At 71.8% G+C, this 26335-nt stretch carries 22 protein-coding genes; 8 read left to right on the top strand and 14 right to left on the bottom strand.

The genetic code is table 11. The annotated features are described in order from the left end of the window. Positions 1-77 precede the first annotated feature (77 nt). Positions 78-743, top strand: coding sequence for a phosphate signaling complex protein PhoU (gene phoU / locus PCC79_RS02630; protein WP_232550038.1), 666 nt, complete (start codon positions 78-80; stop codon positions 741-743). Positions 744-1069: 326 nt separating this feature from the next. On the opposite strand, the gene PCC79_RS02625 is transcribed toward phoU, so the two are convergent. Continuing rightward, positions 1070-1819 carry a phosphoglyceromutase gene (locus tag PCC79_RS02625; protein WP_342372914.1) on the bottom strand — a complete coding sequence of 250 codons (750 nt, stop codon included), beginning with the start codon at positions 1817-1819 and terminating at the stop codon, positions 1070-1072. A 292-nt stretch (positions 1820-2111) separates the two neighbouring features. Continuing rightward, positions 2112-4298: an ATP-dependent DNA ligase gene (locus PCC79_RS02620; protein WP_342372913.1), complete on the bottom strand. Its 2187-nt coding sequence runs from the start codon at positions 4296-4298 to the stop codon at positions 2112-2114. Positions 4299-4560: 262 nt separating this feature from the next. Between PCC79_RS02620 and PCC79_RS02615 the strand changes: the two genes are divergently transcribed. Together PCC79_RS02615 and PCC79_RS02610 are read left to right on the top strand one after the other, a co-directional pair. Continuing rightward, positions 4561-5367 (top strand): SDR family oxidoreductase, encoded by an 807-nt coding sequence (locus PCC79_RS02615; RefSeq protein WP_342372912.1) that lies wholly within the window; start codon positions 4561-4563, stop codon positions 5365-5367. Between the two features lie 25 nt (positions 5368-5392). Then, positions 5393-6235, top strand: a complete 843-nt coding sequence (locus PCC79_RS02610; RefSeq protein ID WP_342372911.1) for an aldo/keto reductase — start codon at positions 5393-5395, stop codon at positions 6233-6235. Positions 6236-6258: 23 nt separating this feature from the next. Here the strand turns inward: PCC79_RS02610 and PCC79_RS02605 are convergent, their stop codons facing one another. From PCC79_RS02605 to PCC79_RS02575, 7 genes are all read right to left on the bottom strand, one after another. Continuing rightward, positions 6259-7251, bottom strand: a complete 993-nt coding sequence (locus PCC79_RS02605) for a nucleoside hydrolase (protein ID WP_232549188.1) — start codon at positions 7249-7251, stop codon at positions 6259-6261. Beyond that, positions 7248-7880, bottom strand: a complete 633-nt coding sequence (locus PCC79_RS02600; protein WP_342372910.1) for a hypothetical protein — start codon at positions 7878-7880, stop codon at positions 7248-7250. Before PCC79_RS02600 ends, PCC79_RS02605 begins: the two co-directional genes overlap by 4 nt. A 75-nt stretch (positions 7881-7955) precedes the next feature. Beyond that, complete coding sequence (locus tag PCC79_RS02595) at positions 7956-9971, bottom strand: beta-galactosidase (protein ID WP_342372909.1); 2016 nt, start codon at positions 9969-9971, stop codon at positions 7956-7958. A gap of 184 nt (positions 9972-10155) precedes the next feature. Beyond that, the gene (locus PCC79_RS02590) at positions 10156-10518 is read right to left on the bottom strand and encodes a biotin/lipoyl-containing protein (protein WP_232549185.1); all 363 of its coding nucleotides are present in this window, start codon (positions 10516-10518) and stop codon (positions 10156-10158) included. A 67-nt stretch (positions 10519-10585) separates the two neighbouring features. Continuing rightward, the gene (locus PCC79_RS02585) at positions 10586-10852 is read right to left on the bottom strand and encodes a hypothetical protein (RefSeq protein WP_232549184.1); all 267 of its coding nucleotides are present in this window, start codon (positions 10850-10852) and stop codon (positions 10586-10588) included. A gap of 11 nt (positions 10853-10863) precedes the next feature. Further along, positions 10864-12429 (bottom strand): acyl-CoA carboxylase subunit beta, encoded by a 1566-nt coding sequence (locus PCC79_RS02580; protein WP_232549183.1) that lies wholly within the window; start codon positions 12427-12429, stop codon positions 10864-10866. A 6-nt stretch (positions 12430-12435) separates the two neighbouring features. After that, complete coding sequence (locus PCC79_RS02575; RefSeq protein WP_342372908.1) at positions 12436-13932, bottom strand: methylmalonyl-CoA carboxytransferase subunit 5S; 1497 nt, start codon at positions 13930-13932, stop codon at positions 12436-12438. A 106-nt stretch (positions 13933-14038) separates the two neighbouring features. On the opposite strand from PCC79_RS02575, the gene PCC79_RS02570 reads away from it, so the two are divergent. Beyond that, positions 14039-16021: a DUF6541 family protein gene (locus tag PCC79_RS02570; RefSeq protein ID WP_342372907.1), complete on the top strand. Its 1983-nt coding sequence runs from the start codon at positions 14039-14041 to the stop codon at positions 16019-16021. A gap of 21 nt (positions 16022-16042) precedes the next feature. On the opposite strand, the gene PCC79_RS02565 is transcribed toward PCC79_RS02570, so the two are convergent. After that, positions 16043-16939, bottom strand: a complete 897-nt coding sequence (locus tag PCC79_RS02565) for a glycosyltransferase family 2 protein (protein WP_342372906.1) — start codon at positions 16937-16939, stop codon at positions 16043-16045. 54 nt (positions 16940-16993) lie between these two features. On the opposite strand from PCC79_RS02565, the gene PCC79_RS02560 reads away from it, so the two are divergent. Both PCC79_RS02560 and PCC79_RS02555 read left to right on the top strand, forming a co-directional pair. Next, entirely contained in the window at positions 16994-18151 is a 1158-nt protein-coding gene (locus tag PCC79_RS02560; RefSeq protein WP_342372905.1) for a glycosyltransferase family 4 protein, read from the top strand. Continuing rightward, positions 18148-19416 (top strand): hypothetical protein, encoded by a 1269-nt coding sequence (locus tag PCC79_RS02555; protein ID WP_342372904.1) that lies wholly within the window; start codon positions 18148-18150, stop codon positions 19414-19416. The genes PCC79_RS02560 and PCC79_RS02555 overlap by 4 nt, the downstream gene beginning before the upstream one ends. On the opposite strand, the gene PCC79_RS02550 is transcribed toward PCC79_RS02555, so the two are convergent. Then, complete coding sequence (locus tag PCC79_RS02550; protein ID WP_232549177.1) at positions 19372-20295, bottom strand: glycosyltransferase; 924 nt, start codon at positions 20293-20295, stop codon at positions 19372-19374. The genes PCC79_RS02555 and PCC79_RS02550 overlap by 45 nt on opposite strands. 140 nt (positions 20296-20435) lie before the next feature. On the opposite strand from PCC79_RS02550, the gene PCC79_RS02545 reads away from it, so the two are divergent. Next, the gene (locus PCC79_RS02545; RefSeq protein WP_232549176.1) at positions 20436-21638 is read left to right on the top strand and encodes a glycosyltransferase family 2 protein; all 1203 of its coding nucleotides are present in this window, start codon (positions 20436-20438) and stop codon (positions 21636-21638) included. A gap of 24 nt (positions 21639-21662) precedes the next feature. On the opposite strand, the gene PCC79_RS02540 is transcribed toward PCC79_RS02545, so the two are convergent. Continuing rightward, positions 21663-22799, bottom strand: a complete 1137-nt coding sequence (locus PCC79_RS02540; protein WP_232549175.1) for a GTPase family protein — start codon at positions 22797-22799, stop codon at positions 21663-21665. 100 nt (positions 22800-22899) lie between these two features. On the opposite strand from PCC79_RS02540, the gene typA reads away from it, so the two are divergent. Further along, positions 22900-24765, top strand: a complete 1866-nt coding sequence (typA, locus tag PCC79_RS02535; RefSeq protein WP_232549174.1) for a translational GTPase TypA — start codon at positions 22900-22902, stop codon at positions 24763-24765. 13 nt (positions 24766-24778) lie between these two features. Here the strand turns inward: typA and PCC79_RS02530 are convergent, their stop codons facing one another. Together PCC79_RS02530 and PCC79_RS02525 are read right to left on the bottom strand one after the other, a co-directional pair. Then, on the bottom strand, positions 24779-25696 hold the full coding sequence (locus PCC79_RS02530; protein WP_342372902.1) for a folate-binding protein: 918 nt from the start codon (positions 25694-25696) through the stop codon (positions 24779-24781). Position 25697: 1 nt separating this feature from the next. Then, positions 25698-26198 carry an FABP family protein gene (locus PCC79_RS02525; RefSeq protein ID WP_232549172.1) on the bottom strand — a complete coding sequence of 167 codons (501 nt, stop codon included), beginning with the start codon at positions 26196-26198 and terminating at the stop codon, positions 25698-25700. Between the last annotated feature and the right edge of the window lie 137 nt (positions 26199-26335).

Raw genomic sequence — 26335 nt, 5'->3', positions numbered from 1 at the left:
CCGAGCCAACCTAGGGTTGGGCTCGGCGTTGATCGTGGTCGGTCCGCCGGGAGGAGACAACGATGGATCCGCGTCCCATGCGGGAGACCTATCACGAGGCGCTCAGCAAGGTCGTCGACGACCTCGTGTCCATGACCAACCGCGTCCAGACGGCCGTGGACGGCGCCACCGTGGCGTTGCTGGACGCCGACCTCACGGCCGCCGAGAAGGTGATCAGCGAGGACGCCGACCTCGACCGGCTGCACGACGACGTCGAGAACCGTTGCTTCGTGCTGCTGGCCCGGCAGTCACCGGTGGCCGGCGAGCTCCGCACGATCGTCGCGGCGCTGCGCATGGTGGCCGACCTGGCTCGCATGGGCGACCTCGCGGCGCACATCGCGAAGATTGCCCGCATGCGGTACCCCAAGCACGCCGTGCCCGAGTCGATCGAGCCGAACTTCCAGCGCATGGCCGTGCTGGCCACCGAGATGACCGAGATCGCCGGCCGGACGCTGCGGGAGCGCAACATCCTCGACGCGGAGAAGATGGCCGACGACGACGAGGAGATGGACACCCTGCGCACCATGCAGTTCACCGAGCTGCTGGGCGACGAGTGGGCCCACGGCGTCCAGGCGGCCGTCGACTGCGCCCTGCTGGGCCGCTACTACGAGCGCATCGCCGACCACGCGGTGATCATGGGCAGCCGGGTGATCTACATCGTCACGGGCCTGCACCCCGAGGGCGACAACTGGTCCATCGCCTGACCCACGCACGGACACCGCGGCCGCTCCCGTCAGGGAGCGGCCGCGGTGTGTGTGGGGCGAAGCCCCAACGCCAGCTGGGGGCGCAGCCCCGACGCCACCAGCGGTAGGGGGGGCTGGGGGGCGCACCCCCCACGCCACCAGCGGTAGGGGGGCTGGGGGCGCCCCCCCCACGCCACCAGCGGTAGGGGGGCGGGGGGCGCACCCCCCACGCCACCAGCGGTAGGGGGCTGGGGGCAAAGCCCCCACGCCACCAGCGGTAGGGGGCTAGGGGCAAAGCCCCCACGCCACCAGCGGTGGGGGGGCTGGGGGGCGAAGCCCCCCAGGGACTACTTCTTGCCCTGGTTCTTGACCGCCTCGATGGACGCCTTCGCTGCCTCCGGGTCAAGGTAGCGGCCACCGGGGGTGACGGGCTTGAAGTTCTCGTCGAGTTCGTAGAGCAGCGGGATGCCGGTCGGAATGTTCAGCCCGGCGATGTCGTCGTCGCTGATCTCGTCGAGGTGCTTCACCAGCGCGCGCAGCGAGTTGCCGTGGGCGGTGACGAGGACCGTCTTGCCGTCGGCGAGGTCGGCCTTGATGTCGGAGTCCCAGTAGGGGATCATCCGGGCCACGACGTCCTTGAGGCACTCGGTCTGGGGGCGCTCGTCGGCGGGCACGTCGGCGTAGCGGGGGTCGTGGTACTGGCTGTACTCGGCGTCCTGCTCGAGCACGGGCGGCGGGGTGTCGTAGCTGCGGCGCCAGAGCATGAACTGCTCCTCGCCGAACTTCTGCAGGGTCTCGGCCTTGTCCAGGCCCTGCAGGCCGCCGTAGTGACGCTCGTTGAGCCGCCAGGAGCGCTGGACGGGGATCCAGTGCCGGTCGCAGCCGTCCAGGGCCAGGTAGGCGGTGTGGATCGCGCGGCGCAGCAAGGAGGTGTGGAGCTTGTCGGGCAGCAGGTCCTCCGACTTGAGCAGCTCGGCGGCCTTGCGTGCCTCGCCGACACCCTTCTCGTTGATGTCCACGTCCACCCAGCCGGTGAACAGGTTCTTGGAGTTCCACTCGCTCTCGCCGTGGCGCAGCAGGATCAACTGGTAGGTCATGGCTCCAGCCTAGCCACGGACGCCGCCGGCGGCAGGCGTGCCGGGCGATCCCCCGCGCTGTGCCGCGGGAAGTTCCGATCCGGGTCGCGTCCGGGCGCGAACCTGCCCTCCAACCTCCCTAGTCCTGTCGCCGCCTCCCTGCCGTTGCCGCCGCCCCCCTGCCCTTGCCACCGCCCCCCTGTCCGAACCGCACCTCCCCAGCGTTGCGACGGCAGGGTCGTGGCCGTCCGGCAGGGTGGCGCGCATTCCGGCAGGGTGGCGCACGCCGAGGCACGTGGGTGGCGCCGACGCGTCAGCGTGACGGAGCGCCGCCGAGCACGTCGGCCAGGTCGTAGCTCACCGGCTCGTCCAACTGGGCATACGTGCAGGAGGACGGTTCGCGATCCGGCCGCCACCGCACGAACTGCGCGGTGTGCCGGAACCGGACACCCTCCATGTGGTCGTAGCGCACCTCGACGACGCGTTCGGGCCGCAGCGGGGTGAACGACAGGTCCTTCGTGGCGTTCCACCGCGAGTGGGCCGCGGCGGTCGGCGTCCGGGGGAAGGACTGGTCGCGCAGGTCCTCCCGCGTCTCCTCGGGCTCGCCCCACGCCCAGGGGTGGCCGCGGAAGTCGGTCACCAGCGGCTGCAGTTCGGCGAAGAGCTCGCGGCGCCGTTCCATCGGGAAGGCACCAATGACGCCGACGGAGTTCAGCTCCCCCACGTCGTCGAACAGGCCCAGCAGGAGGGAACCGATCGCGTCGGTCTCGGTGCGGTAGAGCCGGTAACCGGCGACCACGCAGTCGGCCGTCCGCTCATGCTTGATCTTCCACATCACCCGCTTGTCCTCGGCGTACGGCTCCCCCATCGGCTTGGCGATGACGCCGTCCAGCCCCGCCCCTTCGAACTGCTCGAACCAGCGGCGGGCCTCCTCGCGATCGCTCGTGGCGCGGGTGAGATGGATGGGTGGGCGGACGCCTGCCAGCACCTCCTCGAGCGCGGCGCGGCGCTCCCGGAACGGCTTCTCCGCGTAGTTCGTGCTGCCGAGGGCCAGCAAATCGAAGGCCACGAAGGACGCCGGGGTCTGGGCGGCGAGCTTGGCGATGCGCGAGGCGGCGGGGTGGATGCGCTGCTGGAGCAGGTCGAAGTTCAGCCGGTCGCCGGCGGCCGGGTCCACCAGGATGATCTCGCCGTCGATGCAGCACGGGTCGGGGAAGTTCTGCTTCACGGCCTCGACCACCTCGGGGAAGTACCGGGTCATCGGTTTGCTGTTGCGCGACCCCAGCTCCACGTTGTCGCCGGAGCGCCAGATCAGCGTCCGGAACCCGTCCCACTTGGGCTCGAACAGCACATCGCCGGTCGGGAAGTCCTTGACGAGCTTCGCGAGCATCGGCCCGTACGGCGGCGTGATGGGCGTGCCCCACTCGGCGTCCCGTTCGGCCTTGGGGGCGAGGTAGTCCTCCTCGGCCCGGTCCTTCTTGCGCCTGCTCGGCGGTACGCGCGGCGGCTCGCCGGGCATCTTGGGGTAGTCGGGCGGGAAGTTGAGCTCGCCGAGCCCGCGCTCGACGTCGGCGTCCCACAGCGCGAGGGCGGCGGCGACGTCGCCCACACGGTCGTCGATCCCGGCCCACGCGCAGCCGTGCTCGGCCACCAACGCGGGGACGGTCCACACCGTGAAGGCGGCTGGGTCGGCGTCCGGCAGCGCGTCCCAGGTGAGCGGCATCGACACCGGAGCTCCGGGCAACGGCCGAGGGGCGTAGGCGCCGGCGATGGTGCGGTCGCGGTTGGCCTGGTTGAAGTCGACGAACACCTTCTCCCCCCGCTCCTCCTTCCACCAACTCGTCGTCACGAGCTCCGGCAGGCGACGCTCCAGCTCGCGGGCGATGCCGATGACGCCGTGCCGCACGTCGTGGAACTCGTGGGTCGGCGCGATGCGCGCATAGACGTGGACGCCGCGGTTGCCGCTGGTCTTGGCGAAGGCCGTGAGGCCCACCTCGGCCATGAGCTCCCGCAGGGCCAGCGCCGCGGTGACGGCGTCGGCGAACCCGCGGCCGGGTTGGGGGTCCAGATCGATGCGCAGCTCATCGGGGTGGTCGAGGTGCGCGGTACGCACCGGCCAGGGGTGGAACGTGATTGTGCCCATCTGGGCCGCCCACGCCAGGGACGCCGGCTCGTCGAACACCAGCTGGTCGTGGCGGCGGCGCGACGGGTAGGTGCAGGTGACCGTGCGGAGGAACGAGGGGGCGCCCCGCGGCGGGCGCTTGCTGAAGAACTCCTCCCCGTCGATGCCCTCGGGGAAGCGCTGCAGCGTCATCGGCCGGTCGCCGTTGAGGTGGAGGAACGGCTCGGCGACGGACAGCAGGTAGCCGGCCAGGTCGCGCTTCGTGACAGCCGGGCCCTGCTCCGTGGCGGGCCACAGCTCCTTGCCCGGGCTGCTCAGCTTCACCGTGCGCACGCCGCCCGGTCCGGGCACCTCGAGGATCTGGTCGTCTGCAGCCATGGGGTCATCCTGCCCGGCCGGGGTGATCGCCGCGAGGCACCCCGCCCAACCCCCCCTCCCCGGAGCCCCGTCCGCACGTCACACCACCGTGCCCCGCCCCGTGGCGACACCGCTTCCGTGCCGTGCCCGGCGGGGCGCGACGAAAAGCCGACAGTGAGTGCGCGCTCACTCGCGCGTTCACGCTCAATCGCGCGTCCGTCCACGCATCGAGTGTCGCCTTTTCGTCGCTCTCCCCGGCCGCCCCGGGCCCTAGACTCCCGCCATGAGCGAGACGACCCCCGATCAGCGCAGCCCGCAGCCCGCACCCCCCGAACAGCGCAGCCCGGAGCAGCGCGTCGCGGTCGTCACGGGCGCCTCGAGCGGCATCGGCGCCGCCACCGCTCGGGCCCTGGCCGCCGACGGGTACCGCGTCTTCTGCGCGGCCCGACGGTTCGCCCGGGTGCACGAGCTGGCCGCCGAGATCGACGGGGTCGCCGTGGGCTGCGACATCACCAACGCCGATGACGTCGCCCTCCTGGCCGACGAGGTGGGCGGGCACCTCGACCTCCTGGTCAACAACGCCGGTGGCGCGGTGGGCCAGGAGCCGCTGGGCGAGGCCGACCTCGAGGCGTGGCACACGATGTACACCACCAATGTGCTGGGCACCGGCCGCGTCACCAAGGCGCTGCTGCCGGCGCTCCTGGCGGCCGAGGGCACGGTCGTCTTCGTCACCTCGACCGCGGCCGAGGCCGCCTACGAGGGCGGCGCCGGGTACAACGCCGCCAAGGCCGGCGAGCGCATGCTGGCGCGTGCGCTGCGGTTGGAGCTGTGCGGCCAGCCCGTCCGCGTGTGCGAGATCGCCCCGGGCATGGTGCACACCGAGGAGTTCTCCCTCACCCGCTTCGACGGTGACGCCGAACGGGCCGACTCCGTCTACACCGGCGTCCCCGACCCGCTCGTGGCCGAGGATGTCGCCGAGGCGATCTGCTGGGTCGCCGCGCGCCCGCCGCACGTCAACATCGACCAGCTGACGATTCGCCCCCGGGCCCAAGCGGCCAACCACAAGGTGCACCGCATTGCAACTCCCTGAGCAGGGCCGCGCTAGGTTGGAGTCCATGACTGACCAGCCCGCCATCGAACTCAACAACGGCGTCCGGATCCCCCAGCTCGGGTTCGGCACGTTCCAGGTCGACTCCGACGAGACCCAGCGCATCGTCGAGACCGCGCTCGAGGCGGGCTACCGCCACATCGACACCGCGGCCGGCTACTACAACGAGGACGGCGTCGGTGCCGCGCTCAAGGCGTCCGGCCTCGCGCGCGACGACGTGTTTCTCACCACCAAGCTCCGCAACGGCGACCAGGGCCACGACAGCGCGCTGGCCGCTTTCGAGGCCAGCCGGAAGGCGCTGGACGTCGACGTCGTCGACCTCTATCTCATCCACTGGCCGACGCCGACGCGGTGGCTCGCCCCCGAGACGTGGCGTGCGTTCGAGAAGCTGCTCGCCGACGGCGCGGTGCGCGCGATCGGCGTGTCCAACTTCCTGCCCCATCATCTGGGTCGCCTGCTGGAGACCGCCGGGGTCACGCCCGCGGTGAATCAGTTCGAGATCCACCCGACCCATCAGCAGCCCGCGGTGCAGGACGCCTCCCGGGCGGCCGGGATCGCCGTCGAGGCGTACGCCCCGATCGGCAAGGGCGAGGACCTCTCCGAGGAGGCCGTCGAGGCGATCGCCCAGGCCCACGACGTCTCTCCCGCCCAGGTGGTGATCCGCTGGCACCTCCAGCAGGGCCGCATCGTGATCCCGAAGTCCGCGACCCCCGAGCGCATCCGCAGCAACATCGACGTGTTCGGCTTCGAGCTGACCACCGGCCAGCTGGACGCCCTCACCGGGCTCGAGCGTGCCAACCGCCTGTTCCCGAACCCCGACGAGTTCGAGGCCAGCCAGTTCCGCGACTGACCCGACGACCGGCCGGTCCGGGCTCAGGCCCGGACGGCGTCGGGGCCGGCGGACGCCATCGTGGCCAACCACACCTCGGCCAGCCGGGGGCCGTCGACCTCGAGCGCGACGTCCACCTGGGCCGGGGCGAGGCCGTGGGGGTCGTGGTCGAGGTCGCCGCCCCAGTCGCGCTGGTCGACGATGGTGCGGCCGCGCGTCCACGTGCCGGCCAGCTCCACCCGCACGGGCAGCCGGCGGGTGAGCACCGCGTCCGGGTCGACGAGCAGGGCCACCGCGCCGGCGTCCCCGATGGTGGCGTCGGCGGCGTCGAAGCGGCGGCACTGGAAGTCGACCAACCCGGACGCCAGCGCCGCCACCGGGGTGCCGAGGCCCGCGAGCCGGGCCGCCTGGGCCGCGCTCACGCGCGGGGCGTAGAAGACGTCGAGGCCGTACATCGTGACCGGCACCCGGTGCTCCGCGCACGCGTCCAGCACGAGGGCGGCCGCCTCCGGGTCGTGGAACACGTTGAACTCCGCCGCCGCCGTGGCGTTGCTCACCTGCGCCCCGCCGCCCATGAACACCACGCGGCCCAGGCGGTCGAAGGCGTCCGGGTACAGGCGTGCGAACAGCGCGACGTTGGTCAGCGGCCCCAGCGGCACAAGGGTGAGCGGCTGGCCCGCGTCGGCGGCGGCATCCGCCGTGTCACGCAGCAGGTCGACCCCATGCCGTCGATCCGGCCCCCCGCGGGGCGCGGGCAGGCCCAGATCGCCCATGCCGTCGGCGCCGTGGACGTGGCGGGCGTCGCGCGGTTGCTCCAGCAGCGGCCGGGTGGCCCCGACACCGACGGGCACGTCGCGGCGTCCGGCCGTCTCGAGGACGGTCAGGGTGTTGCGAGTCACGTCGACCAGGCCGGCGTTGCCCGCCACGCAGGTCACAGCCCGCAGGTCAAGCCCGGGATGGAGCGCGGCCAGGAGCAACGCGCAGGCGTCATCGACGCCGGTGTCGACGTCGAGGGCGACGCGCAGCGGGGCGTTCACGCGCCCAGCCGACGGGACTCGACGACGGTCACGGCGAGCACCCACAGCCCGGGGACGAGGATGAAGATCGGCGGGAAGACCCACACGAACCCGACGGTGAGCGCCAGCGCCGCGAACAGGCCCGCGGTGCCGGGGAGGTCGTCGACGGTGAGTTGCGCCGCGCGCCGCACGAGCTGACCCCAGCGGACGCCGCCGGCCATCTCGCCCGAGCCGTGCGACCACAGGGCGGCGGCCCGCACGAGCACCACCCACACCACCGCGGCGATGGCGATCACGACGGCCAGCACCAGCGTGCCCCCGGGAACGAACCCACCCGTCAGCCACACCACGTTCATGTACAGCAGCGCCGCGACCGCCAGCCCGCCGAGCGCCACGAGCCAGTTGCCGCGCACGGCGGCGAGCGCGCCGGAGGCGAAGTCGCCCACGGTGTGCGAGCGGCCAGACACCGTGCGCCGCACCTGGGCCACTCCGGACGCCAGCCCCGCCAGCCAGCCGACGCCGGTGAAGAACGCCCCGAAGGACAGCAGGCTCACCACCACCAGCGAGCCGATCACCGACCAGTCGGGCAGCTGCCAGCGCCGCGCCCGCGTCGCCTCGTCGTCACCGTGGGCATCGCGCGGTCCGGCCATGCCCGCCACCCTAGCCGCACCCCTCGACCCGGGCGCGCCGGCCGGCCCTCCCGTGGCGGCCCGCCGCCGCCCGGCTCAAGCGTCCTCGTGGACCACCGCGCTGCCCCCGCCGGGCAGGGTGAGCGCGCCGGACACGCGCGCGCCGGTGAGCAGCTCGGTGCCGGTCGCGGGCACGCGGACCTCGCCGCGCGTGTGGTTGAAGACGAAGAGGAAGGAGCCGCCCTCACCGCTGCGGCGCACGGCCTCGACCCCCGGCTGCGGATCGGCCAGCACCGGTTCGATCCCCGCCTGCGCCAACCACGTCCGCACGAGGGCGCGCTTGCCCTCTCCCGGCAGGTCGGTGCCTACGTACCAGGCGTGGCCGTCGCCGACGGCATGGTCGGTCACCGCCGGGAGCCCCACCAGGACGCCGTCGGTGTACGTGGCGTGCGCCGACGCCCCCCGCAGCTCGGTCCGCTCTGTCCACCGGACGCCCTCGGCGTCCACCCCGTCGAGCAGGACGCCGACCCGCTCGCCCTGCTGCAGCGGGCAGAACTCCTCGGTGCGGATGCCCAGCAGGTCGGCGAACGCCCCGGGGTGGCCACCCAGGTGGATGTGGTCGTGGGCGTCCACGATGCCGGAGAACCAGGTGGTGGCGAACACGCCCCCGCGTTCGACAACCCCCGTGAGGTTCGCGACCCGCTCGTCGTCGGCCAGGTAGAGGTTGGGCGCCACCACCAGGTCGTAACCGCTCAGATCGGCCTGGGGCGGCACCACGTCGACCTGGACGCCCTCGTGGAAGAACGCGCGGTGCCAGTCGAGCACCAGGTCGGGGTAGGAGAGGTCGTTGGTCGGGTGGCTGTCCAGCTCCACGGCCCACAGGTTGGTGTAGTCGAACACGACGGCGACGCTCGAGGCCACCCGGCTGCCGCGCACCGGCGCCAGGCGCTGCAGGTGTTCACCGAGCTCCACCGTGTTGCGCCACACCGCGCTGTCGGTGCCGGCGTGCGGAACCATGCCGGAGTGGAACTTCTCCGCGCCGGCCCGCGACTGGCGCCACTGGAAGAACATCACCCCGTCGGCGCCACGGGCCACGTGGGACAGCGAGTTGCGCACCATCTCCCCCGGATCCTTGGCCCGGTTGCGGGGCTGCCAGTTCACCGCCGAGGTCGAGTGCTCCATCAGCAGCCACGGGTCACCGGCGGCGACGCCCCGGGTGAGGTCGGCCGCGAAGGCCAGCTCGACGTGGCGCTCCGGGTCGTGGGAGCGCGTGTAGTGGTCGTTGGCGACGACGTCGGTCTCCGGGGCCCAGTCGGCGTAGTCGGCGTGCCGGTTGCCGGTGCCGATCATGAAGTTGGTCGTGATGGGCACCTCGGGGGTGACCTCGCGGAGCACCGCGCGCAGGGCGAGGTAGTACTCCTTGTGGACGTCGGAGGTGTAGCGGCGCCAGTCGAGCTGCTGGGTGGGGTTGGGGAAGGTCGGGGCGGGCAGCGGGGGCAGCACGTGCTCGAACGACCCGTAGCGCTGGGACCAGAAGGCGGTGCCCCAGGCCTCGTTGAGCGCCTCGAGCGTGCCGTAGCGCCGCTGGAGCCACCCGCGGAACGCCTCGGTGGCGTCCGGGGAGAAGTCGTCGGGGATGTGGCAGCCGATCTCGTTGTCGACGTGCCACAGCGCGAGCGCCGGGTGGGAGCCGTAGCGCTCCGCCATGCGCCGCGTCATCGCCGTGGCGTACTCCCGGTACACCGGGGAGGAGATGCGGTAGGCCTGGCGTCCGCCCTGGTGCAGCACGACCCCCTCGCGCGTGACGGGCAGGATCTCGGGGTGCGTGGCCGTCAGCCACGGCGGTGGGGACGCGGTCGCCGTCGCCAGGGCGATCCGGACGCCCCCGGCGTCCAGCTTCTCGATCACCTCGTCGAGCCACGCCCAGTCGAACTGGCCCTCCAACGGCTCGATCGTCGCCCAGGAGAAGATCGCGAGGCTCACCAGGTTCACCCCGGCCTCGCGCATGAGGCGGACGTCGTCGTCCCACACCTCGCGGGGCCACTGCTCGGGGTTGTAGTCGCCGCCGTAGGCGAGCCCGTCGACCAAGTCGTTCCAACCGCGCACGGTCATGGCAGTGCCTCCTTGTCAGCTGCGCGTTCCCGGGCGATTCCGCCCCCGGGGCCATCCGTCACCCTAGCCGTCCGTCGGCCGCGCTCCGCCCCGCGCACGACACGACGACCTGTGCCGCGGGCACAGGTCGTCGCGGGGGATGCGCTCGATCCCGTTGGGGTGCGAGTCGGGTGCGACCGCCGACTCAGCCGAGCTCGATCAGCGCCTCGCCGCCGGCGACGGCGTCGCCCTGGCTGACGAGGATGCGCGCCACCGTGCCGTCGCCCGGCGCGGTGATCTCGGTCTCCATCTTCATGGCCTCGAGGACGAGCAGCACCTGACCGGCCTCGATCGCGGCGCCCTCCTCCACGAGGATGCGCGCCACCGAGCCCGACAGCGGCGCGGTGACGGCGTTGGCGGACGTGGCCTGCACGGACGCGGTGCTGGCGACCGGGGTGTTCATCCCGCCACCCCCACCGATGACGATCGAGGGAGACACTCGTTCGGCCTCCTCGACCTCCACCTCGATGTCGTAGGGGATCCCGTTGACGGTGACCTTCAACTTCATGACTGGTGTGCCTTTCGAGTGACGGTGCCCGGGCGTGACCGGCGAGCACCGGCGAGGTGGGAACGGATCACCGCAGGTGCAGCGGCGCGTGGACGTGCTGCGAGCGGCGGGTGGTGGACTGCCAGGAGACCGACCGCGTGAAGTGCGACTGGCGTCGCTTCGCCCGGTGGCCGAGGTAGGCGGCGACGGCCGCGCCGATGGCGACCACCACCTCCTCCGGCACGTTCTGCGCGTTGATGAGCTTGATGCTCGTGATCTCGCCCTCGAGGCTCTCGACCCGTTCGGTGAGTGCCTTGACGGCGGCGAGCAGTTCAGCGTTGACGTCGTCGGACATCGTTCCCCCGATCACGCCGGCCCGAGGCCGTGCTTCTTGGCCGGCCGCAGCTCGCGCTTGTTGATGAGGATCTCCAGGGCCATCGCCACCTTGCGGCGGGTGTCCGCCGGGTTGATGATGTCGTCCACCAGGCCGCGGGAGGCCGCGACGAACGGCGTCGAGAAGGTGGTCCGGTACTCCTCCACCAGCTCGGCGCGCCGCGCCGCCGGATCCTCCGCGGCGTCGATCTCGCGCTTGAACACCACCGACGCCGCCCCCTCGGCCCCCATGACCGCGATCTCGGCCGTGGGCCAGGCGAACACCTGGTCGGCCCCCAGATCCTTGGAGCACATCGCGAGGTAGGCACCACCGTAGGCCTTGCGGAGCACCACGGTGATCTTCGGCACCGTGGCCGCGGAGTACGCGTACAGCATCTTCGCGCCGTGGCGGATGATGCCGCCGTGCTCCTGGGCCACCCCCGGAAGGAAGCCGGGAACGTCCACGAGCGTCACCAGCGGGATGTTGAAGGCGTTGCAGAACCGGATGAACTTGCTGGACTTGTCCGAGGCGTTGATGTCGAGGACGCCGGCCATCACGTTCGGCTGGTTGGCGATGACGCCGATGCTGCGCCCGTTGATGCGGGCGAACCCGACCACGATGTTCTTCGCGTACCCGGCCTGCACCTCGAGGAAGTCGCCGTGGTCGACGATCTTCGCGATCACCTCGCGCACGTCGTACCCGCGCGTGCCCTCGACGGGCACGATGTCGAGCAGCGAGTCGTCCGGCTCCACGTAGGGGTCGGGGTCGACGACGGGCGGATCCTCGGTGTTGTTGAGCGGCAGGAAGCTGAGCAGCTTCTGCGCGATCAGGATGGCCTGGGCGTCGTCGTCGGCGACGAAGTGGTTGACGCCGGAGACGCCCATGTGGGCGTCCGCGCCACCGAGGTCGTCCTGGCTGACCTTCTCCCCCGTCACCTGCTGGATCACGTTGGGCCCGGTGATGAACATGTGGGCCTTGCGCGTCTGGATGATGAAGTCGGTCAGCGCCGGGCTGTAGGCGGCGCCTCCGGCGCACGGGCCGGAGATGATCGAGATCTGCGGCACCGCGCCGGAGAGCTTCACGTTGGAGTAGAACACCTGGCCGTAGCCGGACAGGGAGTCGATGCCCTCCTGGACGCGCGCACCGCCGGAGTCGTTGATGAAGACGAACGGCGTGCCGCACTTCAGCGCGGACTCCATCATCTCGACGACCTTCTTGCTGTGCGTCTCGCCGGCAGAACCACCGACGACGGTGAAATCCTGGCTCGCGACGTGGACGGGGCGGCCGAACACGGCCCCCGTGCCGGTCACGACGCCGTCCGCGGGCATGTTGGCGGTGTCCATGCCGAACGTGACCGTCCGGTTGCGGCGGAACAGCCCGATCTCCTGGAAGCTGTTCTCGTCGAGCAGGGCGTCGATGCGCTCGCGCGCCGTCATCTTCCCCTTGTCGCGCTGCTTCTGGAGCCGGTCCTCACCACCGCCGAGGCGGTCCGCCAGCCGACGCTGGTGGACGGTCTCCACCTGCTCGGCCATGGAGGGGAGCTGGGGCTTCTTGGCCATGGAATGTCACGCCCTTTCGACGGTGACGGTGTTTTCGCGTCCACCGAGGGACACCTTGTACGTGATCGGCCCCTGCACGGCACGGCCGGCGTCGGAGCTGCTCGTGGCCTCGGCCTTGAGCTGCTCGGGGGTCTTGCCGACGTTCTTCGGGCCCTCGTCGCGGGAGGCGAGGAAGCCGGGCGCGACCGAGGGGAACATCGCGTAGGTCAGGACGTCGGTGTCGGATCCGTCGAACCCGTCGAGGGCGGACGCCTCGGCCACCAGCTTGTCCCACTCGGGCTCCAGCAAGTCGGCCGGGCGCTCGGTGATGGGCTCCTTCTTCGTCTGCGCGTGCGCGATCTCGACGACCTCGGGGTTGCGCTCGCCGAGGCACTCGCCGTAGTAGCCGAGCATCAGGTCCGCGAACTCGCCGGTGAGCACCTTGTAGCGCCCCATCAGCACGTTGAACACGGCCTGGGTGCCGACGATCTGCGACGACGGGGTGACCAGCGGCGGGTGGCCTGCGTCCGCCTTGACCAGCGGCACCTCCGCCATCACCTCGCGGATGCGGTCCCCCGCGCCCTGGGCGCGGAGCTGGCTCTCCATGTTGGAGAGCATGCCGCCGGGGATCTGGCTGGAGAAGATGTCGGTGTCGACCAGGGTGGCCGACTCGAACTCCTTGTACTTGGGACGGACGGCGGCGAAGTGGTCGCGGATCCGCAGGAGGGCGTCCATGTCGAGGTCGGTCGTGTAGTCCGTGCCCTCGAGCATCGCGACGAGCGATTCGGTGGGGTTGTGCCCCGGCCCGAGCGACATCGAGCTGATCGCGGTGTCCACCACGTCGGCGCCGGCCTCGATGGCCTTCATGAGGCTGACGAGCGTGACGCCGGTGGTCGAGTGGCAGTGGACGTTGATCTGGACGTCCTCGCCGTAGGTCTCCTTGATGCCGCGGACGATGTCGTACGCCGGCTGGGGCTGCAGCAGGGCCGCCATGTCCTTGAGCGCGATCGACTCCGCCCCCATGTCGAGGAGCTGCCCGGCGAGCTTGATGTACCCCTCGGTCGTGTGGAGCGGGGAGATCGTGTAGCAGATCGTGCCCTGGGCGTGCTTCCCGACCTTCTTCACCGCCGCCATGGCGTGCGCCATGTTGCGGGGATCGTTCAGGGCGTCGAAGACGCGGAACACGTCCATGCCGTTCTCGGCGGACTTCTCGACGAACTTCTCGACCACCATGTCCTCGTAGTGGCGGTAGCCGAGGAGGTTCTGGCCGCGCAGCAGCATCTGCAGGCGGCTGTTGGGCATCAGCTCGCGGAAGGTGCGGAGCCGCTGCCAGGGATCCTCGTTGAGGAAGCGGATGCAGGAGTCATACGTGGCTCCACCCCAGCATTCGACGCTCCAGTAGCCAGCTCGGTCAATGTCGGCGCAGGCGTCCACCATGTCCTCCAGGGCCATCCGGGTGGCCATGAGACTCTGGTGGGCGTCGCGCAGCGCGACCTCGGTCACGCCGATCGTACGGGGACTCATGGACTCCATCATTCCACCAAATCTCCTACCTGACGTAGGAGCCCGCTGAATCCCCACAAATGACGGCGCGGGCGCACCGGGACGCATCCGCTCTAGAGTTGGCGCCATGACCGAGAGCTGGCTGGCCACCGTCCCCGCCGTCGCCCTCGCGGTGGCGTGGTACTGGCTGCCCGGCCTCCTGGTGCTGATCGCCGGCTGGCGCTGGTCACTCCACCACGTGCTCGTGGCCCCCGCCGTCTCGATCGGAGTCGGGGCGGTCGCCGCCACGCTGGCACCCCGGCTCGGCATCGCCTGGTCACCCCTGCCCGTCCTGGTCCTCGCCGTCTTGATCGCTGCCATCGCCCTCGCCGTGCGGCGTTGGGTCACGGGCAGCTGGTTCACCCCTGGCCCGACATCGTCCTCGCCGGGCGGCGCCTCGGTGGCCGGCACCGAGGCGGATGCGCCGGCCGGGGGCGCGGCCTGGTGGGGTGCCTGCGTGGGGCTGCTCATCGCGGCCGTCACCCTCACGGCCCACTGCCTGACGGCGTTTGTGGCCCCCGGTGCCGTGTCGCAGACCTTCGACGGCATCGCGCACCTCAACACCATCCGGTGGATCGTCGAGACCGCCGACGCCTCCCCCTTCCACATCGGGCTGACATCCGACGCGCCGTTCTACCCGAACGGTTGGCACGTCGTCCCCTCGCTGGTGATGAGCCTCCTGGGCACGAGCGTGCCCGTCGCGGTGAACGCCACGAGCATCGCGATCGCCGCATTCGTGTGGCCCGCGTCCTGCCTGGCGCTGTCGGCAGCGCTGCTGGGACGACGGCCGGCCGTCCTCGTCGCGGCCGGTGCTCTCGCCGGAGCATTCGGCGCGTTCCCCCTGCTGCTGCTCGACTTCGGCGTGCTGTACCCCAACGCGCTCGGCTACGCGCTGCTGCCCGCGGTGCTCGGGTGGCTGGTGGTGGCGTTGCGGACGCGTGGCCTCCCCCCGGTGACGCGGGAGGTGCTGGGCGTGTTGCTCGCCTGCGCCGGCCTGGGCCTGGCCCACCCCAATGCGTTCCTCTCCCTCTGGGCCCTCGCCTCGGGCGTCGTACTCGTCCACATCGGCGCCCGCCTGGTGGCGCGCTGGACGCTCGTCCGCTCCCTCGTCGCCGCACTCGTGGTGGCCGTGCTGACCGTCCTCACCATCCAACTGTGGAGTTTCTCGCGCACCAACGAGGTGATGTCGCGGTGGCCACCGTGGCAGACGCCGGCCCAGGCCTTCGGCGAGGGGTTCCTCGTCTCCCCGGCCCACCTGCCGTTCACCTATCCCGTGCTGTTCCTCCTCGGCGCAGGCTGGATCGCCCTGGCCCGCCGCCCACGCCGCGCAGTGGCGCTCTGGCCGTTCTGCGCCGCCCTGGCGCTGTTCGTGCTCGCCTCCGGCTTCCCCGTCGAGAGCCCCGTGCGCGAGGCCGTCACCAATCCTTGGTACAACGACTCCTTCCGGCTCGCTGCCCTGCTGCCGGCGGGGGCCATCCCCGTCGCCACGGCCGGCGCCGTCGCGTGCTGGGACGCCCTCGCGGCGCTGGCCGTTCGTTGGCCGCGACCAGGGGCCTGGCCCACCCGTGTGCTGGCCGTGCTGGCCACCGCAGCGATCGCCCTCACCGGCCAGGGTCCCAATGCCCTCGAGGGGGTCGAGCGAGCTCGGAAGTCCTACCTCCTCACCGAGGAATCGCCCCTGCTCAGCCCCGAGGAGTACGCGCTGCTCGAGCGGCTCGACACCACGACACCGTCGGACGCCCTCATCGCCGGTAGCCCGCGCGCCGGCACATCGCTGGCCTACGCCCTCGCCGACCGGGAGGTTCTTCGCAAGCACGTCTTCGGCCAGCCGGGCGCCGAGGAGCAGTACCTGGACGCCCACCTGCGCGACATCACCGCTGACCCCCGGGTGTGCGAGGTCGTGGACGATCTGGGTGTCGATCACGTTCTCGACTTCGGTGAGCAGGACGTGCACGACAACTACGAGGCCTCCCAGTGGAAGGGGATGACCGACCTCGTCCCCTCCGCGCACCTCGTGCTGGTCGACGCCGAGGGCCCGGAGGCGCGGTTGTTCCGCATCGAGGGCTGCTGAGCAGCCCCACCCGGCCCGGGCTCAGCGCCGGGGACGCGGGTCCCGCAGGCCGGCGGCCAGGGCGCGCAGCACGGCGCGCCCCTCGGCCACCCTGCCGGTCAGGAGCAAGGAGACCGCCCAACCGGTGCGCAGCACCACGAGGGGGGCCAGGGAGGGCCACAGCGACGGGAACCGGCGGTGGAGCAGCACGCGGCTACGAGTGCCGTGGAAGTACGACGTCAGGGACCGGCCGGATGCTTCGCCGTTGATGGCACCACCACCCTCGTGCTCCACTGCGCCGGCGTCGAAGGTGGCGAGTCGTCCCTGCGCGGCGCGGTGCCGCAGCGCGAGATCGATCTCCTCGCAGTAGAGGAAGTACGCCTCGGTCAGCCCGCCGAGCGCCCGCCAGCGATCAGCCGTGAGGGCGAAGCAGTGGCCCGCCGCATAGGCGAAGCGGTGGGTTGACCCCGCCGCGTCCGGTCGGAAGTACCCGGTCAGGGGTAGGTACCGCACGATGCCCGTGCCCATCTGACCGTCCTGCCGGGTCGGCACGGAGACGATCGCATCGTCGTGGGCCAGGCAGTAGGCGGCGAGCTCGGCGAGGCTGCCCGCGACCCAACGGACGTCGGGGTTGACGACGACCAGCACGCCGGGCGGGTCGTCGAGGGCCAACAGGTGCGCCACGGCCCGGTTGTTCCCGCCGGCGTAACCGAGGTTGGCGCCCGCGTCCACCACCTCGAGCGCCAGGCCGGACGCCTCCCGCGCCGCAACGGTGCACCGCGCCAGCTCCTCCGCCGAGGTGGAGTTGTCGACCACCACGACGCTGAGCCGCACGTCGTCACCGCGGGGCAGCGACGCGAGGAGCCCGGCGACGTCCGGTGCGGAGTGGTAGTTGACGACCGCCATGCCGACGTGCGCGGGGCGTGGGGGCTGCTCCATGGACGCTGATGATACAGTCGCGACGCTTTTTCGGACTCAGGGGAGGAAACCCCGATGCGCGTCGCGGTGGCCTACGACTGCCTGTTCCCCCACACCACGGGCGGGGGTGAGCGGCAGTATCGACACTTCGCCGAGTTGCTGGCCGCCGACGGCCACGACGTCACCTATCTCACGGCCCGGCAGTGGGACGGTTCCGTGCCGTCGGCGTCCTTCGCGGTCGTCCCGGTCACCGGCCGCCTGCGGTTGTACGACGCCGACGGCGTCCGCCGCCCCGCCGCGGCCGCGACCTTCGCCGCGGGGCTCGGCCGGCACCTGCTGCGGCACCGCGGCCGTTACGACGCCGTCATCGTCAGCGCCCTGCCCGTGCTCAACGTGTTCGCCGCCCGCGCCGCCCTCGCCGGGACGCGGACGGCGCAGGTGTACGACTACCTCGAGGTCTGGCCGCGCCACCAGTGGGTCGCCTACAACGGGCCCGTCCTGGGCACCGTGGCCTGGGCTCTGCAGCGGGCGGCGGTGCGGCTCAGCCCGCTCGCGTCGTGCCACAGTGGCCTGAGCGCCGGCCGGCTGCGCCGTGAGGGGCTGCGCGGGGAGCCCATCGTCAGCCCGGGCCTCGTCGCCGTCGACACCGAGGTCACCCCGGTCCCGGAGGCGGACGACCCGCCCTACCTCGTCTACGCCGGCCGGCACATCCAGGACAAGCGGGTGGACGCCCTCCCCGCCGCGCTCGCCGTGGCGCGCCGGGAGATCCCCGACCTGCGGGCGGTCATCCTCGGCGACGGTCCGGAGCGGAACGCCGTCGCCGCGGCCATCCGGGCCGCCGGTGTCGGCGACGCCGTCGACCTGCCCGGCTTCGTCAGCGAGGCTGAGCTGACACGCATCGTCGGCCACGCCGCGGTGCTGGTGAACCCGTCCCGCCGAGAAGGCTATGGCCTGGTCGTCGTGGAGTCCGCCGGCCACGGCACCCCCGTCGTCCTCGTCACCGATCCCGGCAACGCGGCCGTGGAGCTCGTCACCGACGACGTCAACGGGTTCGTCGCCGCCTCGACCGCACCGGAGGAGCTGGCCGCCGCCATCGTCCGCGCCGTGCGCGGCGGCTCGGCACTGCGTGCACGCACCCGCGCCTGGTACGACGACGCCCTCGTGAGCCGCCGCATCGACAAGGCGGTGGACCAGATCGTGGCCCGCCTGGACGCGGTGGCCCGCCCGCGATGAGCGACGTCGAACCGCCGACTCCCTCGCTGTGGGGCCGAATCGTCGGCTTCGGCGGGCTGCCGCTGCTGTCGATGGTGACGCCGCTGCTCGTCATGCCGCTGCTGGCCCGGCGCGTCGACCCGGCGGGCTGGGCGAGCATCGGCGCCGGTGAGGCGCTGGGCGCGCTCTTCGGGTTGGTCATCTCGTACGGGTGGCACTCGATCGGCCCGGCCCGGGTGCCCCCGCTCACCACGGACGCGGCACGCGCGACCCTCTACCGGGAGAGCTTGGTCGTGCGCCTGACGCTCGCCGCGGCCGTGCTGCCCGTGCTCGGTGTCGTCGCCTGGGTCACGGCGCGGGACGGTTGGCAGGTGATGACCCTGCTCATGGCCCTGTCGACCGCCACGGTGCCGCTGTCGCTGTCGTGGTTCGCGGTCGGCAGTGGCCGGGCCGACCACATCGCGCTCTACGAGACGTTCCCGCGGGTCGGCGCCGCGGCGGTGTCGGCGGCGGTGATGGTCGCCACGGGGTGGCTGTACGTCTACCCGATCCTGGCGACCGTCGTCCCCTTGGTCGGCATGACGCTGTTCTCGATACGCCTCCTGCACGCCTCACCGGGCCCGTGGCCCCCGTTGCGTTCGGTGGGCACCCTGCTGCGCCGCGACGTGGTGCCGGCCCTCAACGAGCTGGCGGCCGGCGGCTACGCCGCCCTTCCGCTGCCGTTGGTCAACCAGGTCGCCGCCGCGGACGTCTCCGCCGCGTACGCGTCGGCCGACAAGTTGTACCGCTACGGGCTGTTCGTGCCGGGGGCGCTGGCCAACATCTTCCAGCGGTGGGTGATCGAGGCGGGCCCCGAACACATCGGCGCCCGCCTGCGCCGCGCCCTGCGCTACCACGCCCTGCTGGGGGTGCTGGGGCTGGTGATCCTGACGGCGGCAGGGCCGCTCGCGTCGGCCCTGCTGTTCGGCGAGGCCGTCGTCGCGGCCCGCGAGATCTGCTTCGTGCTGGGCCTCGCGTTCGCCGTCAACGCCGTCCGCACCGGCATCACGCGGCTGGTGCTGTTCCCGGCCGGAAGGGTGGCCGTGATCCTGCGCTCGACGCTCCTGGGTGGCGTGAGCGGTTCGGTGCTGGTGGCGGTGCTGGCCGTCACCGTCGGCCCGGTGGGGGCCGCCGCCGGTCTGTTCGCCAGCGAGGTGGTGATGGCCGGGCTGCTGCTCACCGCGACCCGCGAGGTGCTGGCGTCACACCGCGAGGGCGCGGGCCAGCCGGGGCGGGATCGGGCCTGACCGACCCCGGACGCCGGCCCACGCCCCCGCCAGCAGGGCGCGGGCGATACGGCTCCGGTGCGGGCCCCACAGCAACCGGACCCCGCCGTGCAGGATCTCCGCGCGCCACCGTCGGGCCAGCCAGCCGGGAAACTGCGCGCCATACTCGCGGCTCATCGCGATCATGTTGCGGGTGATGTAGAAGATCCGGAACGGACGCTGGTAGGGAACGTGTGCGGGCCGGCCGCCCCGGGTGAGCTGGCGCCCCAGCAGCCGCATCGGGCGTGGCGTCCCCATCGCGTGCTCCAGGCGCGTGTCGGGCACCCGCACCACCACCCAGCCGTGGCGGCGCATGCGCAAGGTGTACTCGCTGTCGACGGCGTCGATGAAGTAGTCGTCGCGGAAGGGGCCGCAGGCGGCCACCACCTCCGGTGCGATGAGCAGCGCGGACGTGATGGGGTCGAAAGCGAGCGAGAAACCGTGCTCGGCGCCCTCCTCGGGGGTGGGCGCGTCCCCGAGGAACCACGGGCACACCGCGCCGACGCGAACCCCCGCCCCCTGGGCCGCACCGAACGTGGCGAGCGCAGCGGCCACGTAACCCGGGGGCACGGTGGAGTCCTGGTCGAGGGTGAGCACCCAGGTGTCACTCCGAGTGGTGCGCGCCCGCTCGATGCCGAGGTTGAGAGCGTGCGCGATCCCCCGGTTCGCCCCCACCACGATCACCTCGGCACCCGCGGCCGCGAGCGCCGCGTGGACCTCGGCCGAGGCGTCCGCATCGGGGCCGTCGTCGACGGTGACCACGGCGTCCACCTGCTCCAGCAGGTCGGCCACCCGGGCGGGCAGGTCGGCCGGGGGACGGAACAGGGACAGCACGGCGGTGACGTGGGGTTGCTCGCTCACCGGGCGATCCTCCCCACGGCACACCGAGCTGTCAACGCCTCCGCGCCGGGGTGGCCACGATAGGCTCCGAACGCGCCCTCTCCACATCCCACTGCGCGTGCCCGGACCGGTTCACTGCCGGAGAAAGTCGGTAGGACTTCATGCCCTTCGTCACCGAGAACGACAACACGGACGTCGAACTCACCGTCGTCATGCCCTGCCTGAACGAGGCCGAGACGCTGGAGGTGTGCATCCAGAAGGCCCGGGGCTATCTGGAGGGCAGCGACGTGGTCGGCGAGATCGTGATCGCGGACAATGGCAGCACTGACGGCTCGCAGGAGATTGCACGCCGCAACGGCGCCCGGGTGGTGCCGGTGCCGATGCGCGGCTACGGTGCCGCGCTGATCGGCGGCATCAATGCGGCGCGGGGCACCTACGTGATCATGGGCGACGCCGACGATTCCTACAACTTCGCCGGCCTGGCGCCGTTCGTGGCGAAGCTCCGCGAGGGTCACGACCTGGTGATGGGCAACCGCTTCGCCGGTGGCATCGATCCGGGCGCCATGCCGCCGCTGCACAAGTACCTCGGCAATCCGGTCCTGTCCGGAATCGGCCGGCTTTTCTTTCGCCCCGGCGTGCGCGACTTCCACTGCGGCCTGCGGGGTTTCAACCGGGAACGCATTCAGGCGCTCGGCCTGCAGACCTCCGGGATGGAATTCGCGTCCGAGATGGTCGTCAAGGCGTCGCTGGCGAAATACGACATCGTCGAGGTGCCGACGACCCTGGCCAAGGACGGCCGCTCCCGTCCGCCGCACCTGCGCTCCTGGCACGACGGGTGGCGCCACCTGCGGTTCCTGCTCATGTTCGCGCCGCGGTGGCTCTTCCTGTACCCCGGCATCGTCGCGCTCGTGGTGGGCTTCGGGCTGGCGGCGGTCCTGTCGGTGACGCCCATCGTCGTGGGCGGGGTGGGCTTCGACGTCTCGACGCTGGTCTACGCCTCGGCCCTCGGCGTGATCGGGTACCAGGCGCTGCTGTTCTGGTGGCTGACGAAGATGTACGCCACCAGGGAGGGCTTCCTGCCCACCAGCTCGACCTACCGCACCGTCGCCGAGGGGTGGACGTTGGAGCGCGGTGTGATCATCGGGGTGGTGTTGTTCGTGCTCGGTCTCGTGATCGGTGTCGTGCACGTCGTCGGCTGGGGCTCCACGGGCTTTGGCCCCCTGGACGCCCGCGCCGCCATTCGGGCGGCAACCCCGTCGGCCATGCTGATGATCATCGGGTTCCAGACGATCATGATGAGTTTCTTCGGCGCGATCCTCACCATTCCGGTGCGCACCCGGCCAGCGGAGGTTCCCGCGGCCTGAGCCGGAGGCCCGGCCGCCCGTCCCCTAGTCCTCGCCCACCGGGCGCTCGCGGCGGATGTGGGGGACGCGCTTGCGCAGCTCCTCGTCGAACAGGCGCTTGACGAGCGCGGAGTCCAACAGCCCGTTGACGTCGTCCAGCCCGCCGGTGGAGGCGCGCTGGCAGACCGCGAGCCACGCCTGCCCCATGGCGAGGGTGAAGCCCGAGGCGACCGAGGCGTTGATGACGCCGCCGGCGACCTGCCCGGCCCCCGGGATGAGCTGCAGCAGACTCGTCGCGGCCTGGCGTCCCGTGGCCGTGGCGAGCGACGTGGAGGCGACGGCGAGCAGCGCCGCCCGGTCGAACGGCACGTTGTGCAGCTGCGCGATGCGGGCCATCATCGCGAGCTGGATGGGCACGAGCACCGCGGCGGAGCTGAACGGGATCGGCACGGCCGCCGCGGTCGCGGCGGCGGCCACGGAGCCGGCTATGTGCTTGTTCGCCTGCCGCGCCTTCGCGGTCCGATCCACCCTCTGCGCCGTCGCGAGCGCTGAGTGGACCGCATCTGGCACAACCAGAAAGGTGGCATCGACGAGCTCCACCAAGCCGTAGGACGGCTGACCGGTGAACTGGTCCCTCAACGCGTGGGTCATGAACGGGCGGCCGGCCACGATGGGCAGGCTGAGGCTCTCGAGGTGGTCGGCCAGCGCGAGGGCGTCCGGGTGGAACTGGCCGTCGCGCACGGGCACCTGGGTGAACACCACGATGACGGGCACGTCGAGCCCGGCGAGGGTGCGGATGAACGCGGCCTCGGACTCCTCGAAGCGCCGGTCCAGCGCCCGGACGCAGTACCAGGCGGCGTGCATCTGCTCGTCCAGCGGCAGCTTGCGCTGCTGGGTGACGAACGTCGTCACCTCCTTGGCCAGCTGCCGGTCGTCGCGGCCCAGCTCGATGCCCTGGGTGTCGATCAGGCCGAGGGAGCCGTGGACGCCGACGTACAGGTGCGAGCCCTGGGTGACGGGGGCGCCGATGCCCGTGGCAGCGACCTCCTCGCCGAACACGGCGTTGATGAGCGTCGACTTGCCCACCCCGGTCTTGCCGAACACGCCGAGGTTGAAGCGGCCCATGAGGCCCGCCTGCTTCTCGAACTCCGAGCGGAACGACTCGGTGAAGAACTGCGTCACGCTGCCCAGCCTAGTGCCAGCCCTGCGGCCGGTGGTCGGGGGCCCTCGGCGGACCGCGTAGGATGGATCGTCCTTTGTCTCCGCCCGATCGGATCCTTCCATGGCCCAGCGCCACGACCTGCGCAACGTCGCGATCATCGCCCACGTCGACCACGGCAAGACCACGCTGGTGGACGCCATGCTGTGGCAGTCCGGCGCCTTCCGCGAAAACCAGGACGTGAACAACCGCGTCATGGACTCGATGGATCTCGAGCGCGAGAAGGGCATCACCATCCTCGCCAAGAACACCGCGGTGCAGCACAGCACCCCGGACGGCGAGACCGTCACGATCAACATCATCGACACCCCGGGCCACGCCGACTTCGGCGGTGAGGTGGAGCGCGGCCTCGAGATGGTCGACGGCGTCCTGCTGCTCGTGGACGCCAGCGAGGGCCCGCTGCCCCAGACCCGCTTCGTGCTGCGCAAGGCGCTGGCCAAGCACCTGCCGATCATCGTGGTCATCAACAAGGTCGACCGCTCCGATGCCCGCATCAGCGAGGTCGTCGACGAGGTGTACGCCCTGTTCATGGATCTCGTGGACGACGACGAGGCCGACAAGCTCGACTTCCCCATCGTCTACGCCGCGGCCAAGGCCGGGCGGGCGTCGCTCACCCAGCCGGCCGACGGCGGCATGCCGGATGCGGAGGACCTCGAGCCGCTCTTCGCGACGCTGCTCGACCACATCCCCGCCCCCACCTACACCGAGGGCGCCCCGCTGCAGGCGCACGTGACCAACCTCGACAGCTCCCCCTACCTCGGCCGGCTCGCGCTGTGCCGCGTCGTGGAGGGTGAGCTCAAGCGTGGCCAGCAGGTGGCCTGGATGCGCCGCGACGGCTCGGTGAGCTCGGTGAAGCTGTCGGAGCTGTTGATCACCAACGCCCTGGAGCGCGTGCCGGCGGAGTCGGCCGGGCCCGGCGACATCGTCGCCATCGCCGGCATCCCCGACATCACGATCGGTGAGACCCTGTCCGACCCGGCGCGGCCCGCGGCGCTGCCGCTGATCCACGTCGACGAGCCGTCGATCTCCATGACGATCGGCATCAACACCTCCCCGCTCGCGGGCCGGGCCGGCAAGAAGCTCACGGCCCGCCTGGTCAAGGCGCGGCTCGACCAGGAGCTCATCGGCAACGTGTCGATCCGGGTGCTGGCGACCGACCGCCCGGACACCTGGGAGGTGCAGGGCCGTGGCGAGCTGCAGCTCGCCGTCCTCGTCGAGATGATGCGCCGCGAGGGGTTCGAGCTCACCGTCGGCAAGCCCGAGGTGCTGACGCGGACGATCGACGGCGTCCTGAGCGAGCCGTACGAGCGCCTCACGGTCGACGTCCCCGAGGAACACCTCGGCACCGTCACCCAGCTCATGGGCACCCGCAAGGGCCGGATGGAGCAGATGGTGAACCACGGCACCGGCTGGGTGCGCCTGGAGTTCACGGTGCCGGCGCGCGGCCTGATCGGCTTCCGCACCGAGTTCCTCACCGACACCCGCGGCACCGGCATCATGAACCACGTCTTCGAGGGCTACGAGCCGTGGGCGGGCGAGATCAAGACCCGCTCCACGGGCTCGCTGGTCGCCGACCGCCAGGGCTCCGTCACGTCCTATGCCCTGTTCAACCTGCAGGAGCGCGGCGTGCTGTTCGTCGCCCCGGGCGAGGACGTCTACGCCGGCATGATCGTCGGGGAGAACGCCCGCGGCGACGACATGGACGTCAACCCCACCAAGGAGAAGAAGCTCACCAACGTCCGCTCCTCCACCGGCGACGAGCTGGAGCGGCTCGTCCCGCCGCGCGTCCACAGCCTCGAGCAGGCGCTGGAGTTCTGCCGTGGGGACGAGTGCCTCGAGGTGACGCCGGCCGCCGTCCGCATGCGCAAGACGGTGCTGGACGCGAACGAGCGCGCCAAGCTGCGCAACCGGGCCAAGAAGGACGCCTGAGCCCGGCGGGCGCCTAGCGCAGGTTCGGTCGCACGTGGAGCCCCACCTCGGGATCCACGACGACCTCCTGGGCCGCCGGGACGCCCTCCACCGTGAGCGCCGCGTCGACGGGCGTGCCGCGCTTCACCAGCGCGAGCCCGATGGGGCCCAGCTCGTGGTGGAACGCCGAGCTGCCCATGCGGCCCATGACGCGCTCACCGAGCAGCACGTCGGCGCCGACGGCCGGCAACCGCTCCTCCGACCCGTCCAGGTGCACCAGCGTGAGCCGGCGCGGGGGGCGTCCGAGCGTGTGGACGCGCGCGACGGTCTCCTGGCCGCGGTAACAGCCCTTCTGCAGGTGGACGGCCGCGCCGAGCGCGTCGCCGTCGGGCACCGCCACCTCGTTGGGGATCGTGCGGGCGTCGGTGTCGACGAAGACGCGGGGCTGGCCCGCCGCGATCCGCAGCGCCTCGGCGGCCCACGTGCCGGCCCGCCGCTCGCCGAGCGTCGCGGCCAGCGCCGGGCGCTCCACGATGCGCGGCCCGTCGGCCAGCACCATCGCGTGGGTGGCTGAGGCGTCGGCCAGCTCGACGCGGGACGCGAACACCATGCGCCCCAGCCACGCCAGCAGCGCGTCGAGGTGCCCCGGCTCGGTGGTGGCCCAGAAAGTCGCGCCGTCGTCCACGCCGCCCAGCACGTGCTCGATGTGGCCTTGGGGGTCGAGGACGAACGCGGTCGTCCACACGCCGGGCGCGAGCCCCTCGAACCGCTGGCTGGTGAGCGCGTGCAACCACGTGAGCCGGTCCGGCCCCGTGACCGCGAACACCGGGCGGTGGGACAGGTCGACGCGCGCCTGCCCCGCCTCCAGCCAGCGCTGCTCGCGCAGCGGATCGCCGTAGTGGTGGGGGACGCCGGCGTCCGGCCCCTCGTGGGCGATGACGGGATCGCCCACGTCAGCCCTGCACCCGCTGCAGCGTCGCCCACATGTAGGGGCGCAGCGACTCGTCGGTGGTGGCCCGGTCGAAGCTGTACATCAGCTTGCCCTCCACCGTGCCGTAGAGGCGGCGTCCGGCGGTGTACTCCACCGTCGCGAGCGGGGAGCGCACGACGGCGTCGGTGGTCAGGTCGACCCGGCCGGGGGTGAGCTGGCCGAACCAGATCTCGGAGTAGCCCTCGGGGCTGCACATGACCACGTCGACCTCGGCGTCGGCCGAGGCGCGCCAGAAGCCGGTCTCGATGGTGAGCGGCGCCAGCGGCCGTCCCTCGTCATCGAGGGTGAACATCTGGGCGAGGTAGTGCAGGTAGTCGCTCCCGTTGTCGGCGAAGTCGATCTGGACGCCGAACTGCACCTTCTCCTCACCCGGCCACTCGCGGTAGCCGGTGCCCTCCCAGCGGCCACGCAACCAGGCAAGGCCGGCGAGGGCGGGGTTGAGGTCGGACGGGATCTCGAACACGGTGGAACTCCTTCGGTGGTCTGCACACACCCAACGCGACGGGGCGTCGCCATCTTCCCATGACACACCAACCCACCCGCGCCCCGGCGGCGGGCGGCATGGCAGCCACGGCCCGGTGGACGGCCTGTGACAAGGTG

It is taken from the genome of Propioniciclava soli, assembly GCF_038502305.1.
GTDB classification, from domain to species: Bacteria; Actinomycetota; Actinomycetes; order Propionibacteriales; family Propionibacteriaceae; genus Propioniciclava; species Propioniciclava soli.
The sequence above is the reverse complement of the archived record's forward strand: the minus strand, read 5'-3'. Positions and strand labels throughout refer to the sequence as shown.